The following is a 9,240-nucleotide window of genomic DNA, read 5'->3' on the forward strand; positions in this document are numbered from 1 at the left end:
TGTCAGAAGGCGCCGATGGCGTAGCGCACAAGCGAATTCTTTAGGACTGGCAAAACGTTCGTCAGGTTCATTCCCAGATTGCGCAAAGGCTTGAGCCCCGGGAAGTCCTGCCGGAAGAGCTGGTGAAGCGTGTGCGTGGTGGTCTGCATGAGCAGAGTTTCTTCTCGCCTTTCGCGCTGATAGCGGCGAAGCAGGCGCTCGTTGCCAAGATCTTGCCACGCCGGCGTCGCAGCCAGCAGAGTGGCCAGTGCTCTGGCGTCCTGGTAACCGAGGTTGATGCCGTGCCCGGAAAGCGGGTGGATGCCGTGCGCCGCATCGCCGATCAGGGCCAGGCGGTGCGCAACGATCCGTGGCACGCGCATCAAGCTTAACGGAAAGGCTGCGGCAGGTGTGATCAGCTCGAAGGTGCCCAACTGGTGCTTGCCAGCGGCGGCAACCCGAGCGCATAGATCTTCTGCCGACAGGGCCAACAGCTCCCTGGCGTGCGCGTCGGGAGTGGACCAGACGATCGAAATGCGATTTCCCGCCAGCGGCAGCCAGGCCAGTACCCCATCATCGCGAAACCACTGCCGTGCAACGCCGCGATGCGGGCGCTGACACGCCAGATTGGCCACCAGACCCATTTCACCATAAGGCGTGTTGATCGCTGGCAGGCCAAACGCCTGGCGTACCCAGGACTCCCGCCCATCAGCGCCGATCAGCAGCCGCGTCGACGCCGCCTTGCCGTCAGCCAAGGTCAGCACGACTGCATCGGCGCTCACCACCAGAGCTTGGGGCGTCGCTGGACAGAGTACGGTGACGTTAGCTTGTCGCTTGACGTTTTCCCAGAGCTCGCACGCCATCAGCGATGATTCAAGGATCCAGCCCAGTTCGGGGAGGCCCGCTTCATAAGCCGAGAAATCGAGTTCCGCCCCCCTGTCGCCAAATATCTCCATGGCATGGATCGGAGCGAGCCGCTCTGTCGCCAGGTGCTTCCAGACACCGATCTCCTCCAGGAAGGCAGCATTGGCCGGCGAAACCGCGTACACACGCGCATCCCAACCCGACGGGCGGGACGGGGCACGATGCTCAACCAGAGCGATTCTGAGGCGCGTGTCGCGCAGAGCACACGCCAGCGAAAGACCTGCCAGACCACCACCCACGATAACAACGTCGAATTCTGCAGCTAGCATGCAATGGGGCTCAAAAAGAGAATAGGCGTGCGTCGCACAACCCGGGTTTTACAAGTGCTGCCAAGGATGCTAGAAGTCCACACTCATGGACTTCACTGCCAAGCCAGCTGGCCACGCTTACTTTCCTGCCATTGTTCGTACCGAGCACGATTCACCGATCGATGCGCTGGTCGCCGCGTGCGTGCCGCGTCACGAGGCGATGAATTTGGTTGCCGCCTCCTGGGCAGACGAAGACTCGAGTTGCCTGGTGGCCAGTGTTGACGGCGGCCGCCCGGTCGTCGTGCTGCGCACCCCGGGCGGGCGCTGGGCTGCCTGCAACGCCTTCGTCGCCGTGCTCTATTCAACTCCGCAGCAGGCCGACCGACGCTTGGGCGAACTGCTCAAAGGGCAGCGCCATGGTTACGTCGCTTGCCTACCGGCTTGGCGGACCGCCCAGCGCGGGCCGCGCCCATGCCCTGTTGGCTAACCCGGCGGATGTTGAAAACTGGCAGCCCGCCATCCTGGCAGTGGCGGGGCCGTGGACGCTGGCTTTAGCAAGAAAATCCTCACCCGGCAATGAAAAACCGGCCCTGCTATCAGGGCCGGCAATAACGGGTCGGCAGCAGGGAAAAGACCAGGGCTCAGCCCTTGAGGCACTCACTCATGAACTGCTGGCGCTCGTCGCCCTTCAGCGCCTGGCTACCGGCTTCCGCATTACACCCGGTCATCTTGTTTTACTGACTCGCTTTCGCCGGCGCTGCCTTGAGACAATTGCTCATGAACTGCTTGCGTCCATCGCCGGCCAAGGCTTTTTCTTTGGCCTCTGCATTGCAGGCTTTCATTTTTTCCTGCTGCGCTTTCTGAGCTGGCGAGGGTTCCTTCTTCGCGTCGGCAGCATAGGCGCTGCCAGTGGCGAAAAGTAGAGCGACAAGAGCGATCACGGCTTTCATCGGAGTTACTCCTTTTTTGTTGGCGAAGTCCCGTGATTAGGCCACTGCTACAGGTCTTCGTCAAGCAGCGCCTGCTGCTGGCGGTCAATGAAATCACCCATGCTGTCGATGCCACGCAACTGAAGGATGCTGTTGCGTACCGCAGCTTCGAGCAGCACGGCGATGTTGCGCCCGGCAGCGACCGGGATGACGACCTTGCGTATGGCAAGGCCGAGAATGTCCTGCGACTGGGCGTCAAGCGGCAAGCGCGGACCGTCGGTGCCGCTGAGCGGCCTTTGCAGATGGGCAATCAGTTTCAGCTTCATCTTCCGACGCGATGCCGTCTCGCCGAAGATGGTGCGGATGTTGAGCAAGCCGAGGCCACGCACCTCAAGGTAGTCTCGCAGCATACTTGGGCAGCGCCCCTCGATCGTCGTCGGTGCGATACACGCCAGCTCAACGACGTCGTCGGCAACCAGACCATGGCCGCGCGAAATCAGCTCCAGCGCCAGTTCGCTCTTGCCGACACCCGAATCGCCGGTGATCAGGACGCCCATCCCGAAGACATCCATCAATACGCCATGCATTGACGTTGATCCGGCGAGGCGGCGCGAAAGGTAGATGCGCAACAAATCGATCACCGCCGAACAGGGCTTGGAAGTGACAAACAGCGGCGTTTGCGTCGACTCGCAGGCATCCCGAATCGCCGGCAGGATCTCAAGATTGTCAGCAATGATCAGGGCGGGCGGCCTGGCGGCCATCAGCTCCCGCATCTGTTGGCGCAAGCGCTCAGCGGTAACTCGAAGCGCCCAGGCTTGTTCGGCCCTGCCGATCACCTGCAGCCGCTCGGGATGAATCAGGTTCAGGTGGCCGACCACGTCGGCACCGTAATTGCTTTGCTCCTTGAGTTCGATCTGCCGGTCAACGCCAACGGCAACGACCCAGGACAGTTTCAGTTTGTCGCGGTGATCCTCGTACAGCTGGACCACACTAAACTGACGCGGAACGTTCATGTCCCTTCGGCGAAAATCTGGCGAATCCCACTTGCATCGACGGCGTTGGAAAGGGCATCGCGACACGCTCGGTCGGAGAAATGCTGCGCCAGCTCGGAGAGGATTTCCAGGTGCTGCTCGGTCGCCACTTCAGGGACCAACAGGACGAACAAGAGTGAAACCGGCTTTCCGTCCGGGGAATCAAATGGCACCGGGGTCGCCAGCCGCAGGAAGGCACCGGTTGCATCTTTCAGACCCTTGATCCTGCCATGTGGAATGGCCACACCTTGTCCCAGGCCGGTCGAACCCAGCTTCTCGCGCGCAAAAAGACTGTCGAACACGGTACTGCGCGCGATTCCGAGGTAGTTTTCAAAAAGAAGCCCCACGTGTTCAAAGGCGCGTTTCTTGCTGCTCGCGTCTAGATCAAGAATGATGTTTTCGAGGGGTAACAACTGGGTAATCTGGCTCATGCGACAAAAACCCGAAAAAGGCTGACACGGTTAAGTTGAAGCGAGGAAGCGCACGGATCGACCGGCAAATGCAGCCGGCCGACCCGCGCGCAGACTGTACTCCGATCACTCCACGACGATGTGGTCGGTAATCTTGCGCCCGCGATGATGATCCTGCAACTTCTGCTTGTATTTCTGGACCTGGCGCTCAAGTTTGTCGACCAGGCCATCCACTGCTGCATAGAGATCTTCGTCAACGGATTCGACGTAAACATCCTTGCCTGCGAGGTGAACGGTCACTTCAGCTTTCTGCTTCAGTTTTTCCACCGACAGAATCACGTTCACGTCTATCAGGTTATCGAAGTGACGGATGATCCGCTCGAGCTTGCCGGTGACATAATCGCGTAGGGCCGGCGTGATCTCGAGGTGGTGTCCACTGACTTGCAGGTTCATGATGTGGCTCCTTCTTCTAGATGGACTTGCGTAAGTTGACCGGCGGGATACTGAGCGCCTCACGGTATTTTGCTATCGTTCGCCGTGCGACAACAATGCCCTGCTGACCAAGAACTTCGGATATTTGGCTATCCGAAAGCGGCTTCTTCGGTTCTTCGGCGCTGATCAGCTGCTTGATCAGCGCGCGAATGGCCGTTGCTGAACACGCCCCGCCAGCATCCGTGCCGACGTGGCTGCCAAAGAAATACTTCAGTTCAAAAATCCCGCGCGGCGTCGCCATGTATTTCTGTGTCGTTACCCGCGAGATGGTCGACTCATGCAGCCCCAGCACATCGGCAATTTCACGCAACACCAATGGCCTCATCGCGACTTCGCCATGATCCAGAAACTGGCGCTGGCGTTCGACGATAGCCTGCGCCACCCGCAGGATAGTGTCAAACCGTTGTTGTACGTTCCTGATCAGCCAACGCGCCTCCTGAAGCTGACCGGCGAGGCCTGATCCCCGCTGCCTGGAGAGAATCTGAGCGTACAGGCTGTTGATCCGCAAACGCGGAAAAGCGTCCGAATTGACGTTCACTGACCATTGCCCGCGAATCTTGCGCACCACCACATCAGGCGAAATGTAGCGCGTGTCAGAAGAGCCGTATTGCGCACCTGGGCGCGGATTCAGGCTGCAGATGAGCAGATGCGCAGCGCGCAGCGCATCGTCGTCACAACCGGTCTGTTTCTTGAGTTTGAGAAAGTCGTGGCTGGCCAGCAGTTCCAGACCATGGTTGACGATTTCCAGCGCCAGCGTCCGGGTGCGATCGACCGGCAAGACCGCCAGTTGCAGAGACAGGCATTCCTGCGCGCTGCGCGCACCGACACCGGTCGGATCGAAATGCTGCAGATGATTGAGTGCAATTTGCAACTCTTCCAGTTCGATCTCGAGCTCCACGGGCATGGTTTCCGCGACGTCATCGAGTGACTGGGTGAGGTAGCCGTCGTCATCCAGCGCATCGATCAGACAGCGCACCAGAACGCGGTCACGATCGGAGAGAGTCATCAAGCCAAGCTGCCACAACAGGTGTTCACGCAAGGACACGGTCGCTGCCTGGACATCCTGATAGTCACTGTCTTCGTCATCAAAGGAGCCCGAGGAGCCGACGTAGCCGCCTTCTTCGCCGGGCCAGCTTTCGTCATCGGAAAACGACTGCTCGGTGTGCTCGTTGGCCACGCCAGGGTCGGCGAACTCTTCATCGCTGCTGCCCACTGGCAACGACTCCGGCTGGGCGTACTCCTCTTCACGCTCCAGTAGCGGGTTCTCCAACAGGTATTTTTCGAGCTCCTGTTCGAGTTCGATGGTCGACAGTTGCAGCAGTTTGATCGACTGCTGGAGCTGCGGGGTCAACGCGAGATGTTGGGAGAGTTTTAGCTGGAGGGACGGTTTCATTTACAGAACCGGGTGAGCCACCGCGTCGGCAGGGGAAAACTGCCCATATGCTTCTCGAATTGTGGCTGGAGGACCGTTGGCTTCAGAGGCGGAAGTTCTCACCCAGATAGACCTTGCGGACGTTTTCATTATAAATGATTTCGTCTGGCCGACCAGCGGCAAGGACGTTACCCTCGTTGATGATGTAGGCGTGATCACAGATGCCGAGGGTTTCGCGGACGTTGTGGTCGGTAATCAGGACGCCAATGCCGCGCTCCTTGAGAAAACGGATGATCTTCTGGATGTCGAGGACAGCGATCGGGTCCACACCGGCAAAGGGCTCGTCAAGCAGGATGAAGCGCGGACCGGTGGCCAACGCCCGCGCGATTTCTACGCGCCGACGTTCGCCCCCGGAGAGCGAAGTCGCCGGACTGTGGCGAAGGTGGCTGATATGCAGCTCTTCGAGCAGGCCTTCCGTGCGCCCATCGATTTCGTCCACCGGCAGCTTCTGCAGTTCGAGAACTGCCTTGATGTTCTCGCTGACGGTCAACTTGCGAAAAACGGAAGCTTCCTGGGGCAGATAGGAGACGCCCCGTTGGGCACGCTTGTGCATCGGCAGACGCGTCAGTTTCTCCCCATCGAGCTGAACCTCGCCGCCGTCACAGGCGACGAGACCGACGACCATGTAGAAACAGGTCGTCTTGCCGGCGCCGTTAGGACCGAGCAGGCCAACGACCTCGCCGCTGACCACTTCGAAGGAGACATCATGAACCACCGTACGCGCCTTGTAACGCTTCTGGAGGTGGTGTGTAGACAGTGTGCTCTTTGTGTCTGACATCTCTCAATCATCTTCAAGATCGCCGCGCAAGACGCGGCGGACCGTTTCACCGGAAAAACCCCGGCCCACCAGGAACCGTATCTGACGACTACGTTCGACGGCATCGCCCGCGACGCAGGGCTGATTACCGAACCTCCGCAGCCAGACCTGACGCGCCCTGACCAACTCGTCCTCGGCACCGGCGAGAGCAAGCTTCACCAGCTCGCCGGAGACGCCTTTCGAGCGAAGTTCGTAAGCCAGCCGTGCATCACCCACCCGCGCACTGCGCGAATGAACCCGCGCTGCCGCATAACGTTCGTCGGACAACAGCGACCTTGCCGCCAGATCGTCGAGCAATGCGTCAAGCTGCTGCGCGGAGTCGGCATGCGGTGAAAGCTTGTGCGCCAGCTCCACTCGCGCATGGTCGCGACGCGCCAGCATGCGCAGAGCCTTCTCGCGCAGCGAGACGTTCATCCCGGGAGCACTACGGCGTCACCGTCGAGGTCAGAGACGGGACTTTCACCGCCGCACGGATCTTTGCCTCTATCTCTTCGGCAATTTGCGGCTTGCTCTTGAGATACTCACGGGCATTGTCCTTGCCTTGTCCGATCTTCTCACCGTTGTAGGCGTACCAGGAACCCGATTTTTCAATCAGTTTGTGCAGTACCCCAAGTTCGACGATCTCCCCTTCGCGCGAGATTCCTTCACCGTAGAGGATGTCGAAGATCGCTTCGCGGAAGGGGGGTGCGACCTTGTTCTTGACCACCTTGACTCTGGTTTCGTTGCCGATCACCTCGTCGCCCCTCTTGATGCCGCCAATACGGCGAATGTCGAGGCGAACCGAAGCGTAGAACTTCAGCGCGTTACCGCCGGTGGTGGTTTCCGGGCTGCCGAACATGACCCCGATCTTCATGCGGATCTGGTTGATGAAGATGACCAGGGTGTTGGTGCGATTGATGTTGGCCGTCAGCTTGCGCAGCGCCTGGCTCATCAGGCGTGCTTGCAGGCCGGGCAGGGAATCGCCCATCTCCCCCTCAATTTCGGCTTTTGGCACCAGTGCTGCCACCGAATCGATCACCACCACGTCGACGCTCGCCGAACGCACCAGCATGTCGGTGATCTCCAGCGCCTGCTCGCCGGTATCCGGCTGAGAGATGAGAAGCTCATCCAGGTTCACGCCGAGCTTCTGCGCATAGCCCGGGTCGAGAGCGTGCTCGGCGTCGATGAAAGCTGCCGTGCCACCGAGTTTTTGCATTTCGGCGATGACCTGCAGGGTCAATGTCGTCTTGCCCGAGGATTCGGGACCATAGATCTCGACCACCCGACCGCGTGGCAGTCCGCCGATACCCAGGGCGATGTCAAGCCCCAGCGAGCCGGTGGAAACGACCGGGACGTCGGTCACGACGCTGCCCTCACCCATCTTCATGATCGAACCCTTGCCAAACTGCTTTTCGATCTGGGCCAACGCTGCAGCCAGTGCCTTTGCCTTGTTGTCGTCCATTGCCTGTCCTTTCCCTTGATTGAGCCGATTATCCCATGTTCGACCGCACTGAACACGCCACGATCAGCACCGTTGAAGACTGTAATTATATACAGTGTAGACGAAATGGATAGCAGCAGCCTTGTTCAGCGCACGCGGGGGAGACAGCTTTCCAGCAAGCCAATCAGGATCAGCAACTCATGCCCCGTGCTCGGGGCAAAGTCTCTTCGCCCCCGTCGCGGTGGTCACGCAAGAGTTTGTTGAGGTAGGCGAGGGATTCGGGCGAGCCCCCGGTGCGCGAAATCTCGCGCGCAAGGTGCGGCAGTAGTCCAATTGTGGGCAAACGTGGCAGCAGTTGCTCAAGCGATGCAAGCTGCGCGTCGTTGAGCGAAACGCCTGATCCCAGCGTATCGCCGACCGCTTCCCCGCCCGCCGGAGCGACGTTGAAATAGCACCTGAGTTCCACGCCGAGAGCTTCGAAGGCGTCGCGCTGCTCGGTCCTCCAACAGACCTCGAGCGGCTTCAGCCACGGCGTCACTGCGGCCAACGGGTGGCACTCGACGAATTCCGCCAAGGCCGATGCCACCCCCTCGATGCGGCCGGCAGGAAGCATGATTTCGGCAAGTTCGAGTACTCTCGTGACCTCACCGGCACCGCCCCTGACAGGGACGCGAGGCGGCTTGAGGCGGCACCACGCCAACCGTCTGCGTCTGCGCCTGAAGAGCCTCGGTAAGCGGCGCCGTGGCCAATGCGGAGCGGACGACCGGCGGCGCCACCCTGCGCTTTCCCATCGGACGGGTGGTCTGTTTCGCCGGACGGTTTCGCGGGCACCACAACTACCAGCAAAGGGGACTACCGGCCGGCCTGGCGGCGAAAAAACCAGACCAGGAAGGCAATCACCCCGAGCACGGACGCCATGCCCAGCCACCAGTCCGTTATTTCGGCTGCGGACGCGTCGTCGATCGGAGCAATCGGCGGTGACAGCGATCTTTGCGCTTGGCCGGAAATGGTCGCCGGAGCGCTGAGCGCCACTGTCGTCGGTAGCGCGATCCGCGCTTGCTCTCCCGGCCTGGCCTGTCGCTCGGCCTTCCGCCGCAACGCCGCCAGAGCCGCCTCGATGTGGCGGAGTTGTGCCGCAACCGCCAACTGTTGCCGAGCCTGAGCGTAGAGCGTCGCTGCCAGTTCGTTCGCGACACGCAGCCGCGCGCGCTTGTCGTCAGTCGTTCGGCGCAGCAGATCGGTGGATGGCCTGGTACTCAAGCGCAAGAACAAGTCGCCGCGAGAGGCGGAATCGACACCCGCTTGGGCGACCGGCACGGTACTGATGAGGCGAGCGGGCGAACCGCGCTGTTGTGGCGCGATGACACCTTCGCTGTCGCCGGCCAACGCATCCCCCGCGCTCGAGCGCTCGCCGAGAGGCGACGAAACGGTCACCTTGCCAGGGTCGACGGCCTCGACCTCCCCCGCGGCCAGCAAGATAATTGGCAGCAAGGACGAAACAAGCGACAAAAAGGGGAGCTTCACGATTGGCAAGCGCATGGCAAGGCGGCAGGGCAGA

Annotated in this window: 11 protein-coding genes and 1 pseudogene; 1 reads left to right on the forward strand and 11 read right to left on the reverse strand. The window is 60.6% G+C overall.

What is annotated here, in order from left to right; all coding sequences use genetic code 11:
• Positions 1–2 precede the first annotated feature (2 nt).
• Complete coding sequence (locus RUW20_RS07160; protein ID WP_313951521.1) at positions 3–1,172, reverse strand: UbiH/UbiF family hydroxylase; 1,170 nt, start codon at positions 1,170–1,172, stop codon at positions 3–5.
• A gap of 85 nt (positions 1,173–1,257) precedes the next feature.
• Here RUW20_RS07160 and RUW20_RS07165 point away from each other — a divergent pair, with 85 nt between their 5' ends.
• Positions 1,258–1,638 carry a hypothetical protein gene (locus RUW20_RS07165; RefSeq protein WP_313951522.1) on the forward strand — a complete coding sequence of 127 codons (381 nt, stop codon included), beginning with the start codon at positions 1,258–1,260 and terminating at the stop codon, positions 1,636–1,638.
• A 154-nt stretch (positions 1,639–1,792) separates the two neighbouring features.
• Here RUW20_RS07165 and RUW20_RS07170 read toward each other — a convergent pair.
• From RUW20_RS07170 to RUW20_RS07215, 10 genes and pseudogenes are all read right to left on the reverse strand, one after another.
• A pseudogene (locus RUW20_RS07170) lies at positions 1,793–2,101 on the reverse strand (PsiF family protein).
• 47 nt (positions 2,102–2,148) lie between these two features.
• On the reverse strand, positions 2,149–3,093 hold the full coding sequence (hprK, locus tag RUW20_RS07175) for an HPr(Ser) kinase/phosphatase (protein WP_313951523.1): 945 nt from the start codon (positions 3,091–3,093) through the stop codon (positions 2,149–2,151).
• On the reverse strand, positions 3,090–3,542 hold the full coding sequence (gene ptsN / locus RUW20_RS07180; protein WP_313951524.1) for a PTS IIA-like nitrogen regulatory protein PtsN: 453 nt from the start codon (positions 3,540–3,542) through the stop codon (positions 3,090–3,092). Before ptsN ends, hprK begins: the two co-directional genes overlap by 4 nt.
• A 105-nt stretch (positions 3,543–3,647) precedes the next feature.
• The gene (gene hpf, locus RUW20_RS07185) at positions 3,648–3,974 is read right to left on the reverse strand and encodes a ribosome hibernation-promoting factor, HPF/YfiA family (protein WP_313951525.1); all 327 of its coding nucleotides are present in this window, start codon (positions 3,972–3,974) and stop codon (positions 3,648–3,650) included.
• Positions 3,975–3,990: 16 nt separating this feature from the next.
• On the reverse strand, positions 3,991–5,406 hold the full coding sequence (locus tag RUW20_RS07190; RefSeq protein WP_313951526.1) for an RNA polymerase factor sigma-54: 1,416 nt from the start codon (positions 5,404–5,406) through the stop codon (positions 3,991–3,993).
• Positions 5,407–5,488: 82 nt separating this feature from the next.
• Complete coding sequence (gene lptB / locus RUW20_RS07195) at positions 5,489–6,223, reverse strand: LPS export ABC transporter ATP-binding protein (protein ID WP_313951527.1); 735 nt, start codon at positions 6,221–6,223, stop codon at positions 5,489–5,491.
• Between the two features lie 3 nt (positions 6,224–6,226).
• On the reverse strand, positions 6,227–6,676 hold the full coding sequence (gene recX, locus RUW20_RS07200; RefSeq protein WP_313951528.1) for a recombination regulator RecX: 450 nt from the start codon (positions 6,674–6,676) through the stop codon (positions 6,227–6,229).
• 10 nt (positions 6,677–6,686) lie between these two features.
• Positions 6,687–7,703, reverse strand: a complete 1,017-nt coding sequence (gene recA / locus RUW20_RS07205) for a recombinase RecA (protein WP_313951529.1) — start codon at positions 7,701–7,703, stop codon at positions 6,687–6,689.
• A gap of 169 nt (positions 7,704–7,872) precedes the next feature.
• The gene (locus RUW20_RS07210) at positions 7,873–8,295 is read right to left on the reverse strand and encodes a hypothetical protein (RefSeq protein WP_313951530.1); all 423 of its coding nucleotides are present in this window, start codon (positions 8,293–8,295) and stop codon (positions 7,873–7,875) included.
• Positions 8,296–8,534: 239 nt separating this feature from the next.
• Positions 8,535–9,240, reverse strand: a 706-nt coding sequence (locus tag RUW20_RS07215; RefSeq protein ID WP_313951531.1) for a hypothetical protein, incomplete at its 5' end; no start/stop codon positions are given.

The sequence above is a fragment of the Accumulibacter sp. genome, from assembly GCF_032229525.1.
Lineage (GTDB): Bacteria > Pseudomonadota > Gammaproteobacteria > Burkholderiales > Rhodocyclaceae > Accumulibacter.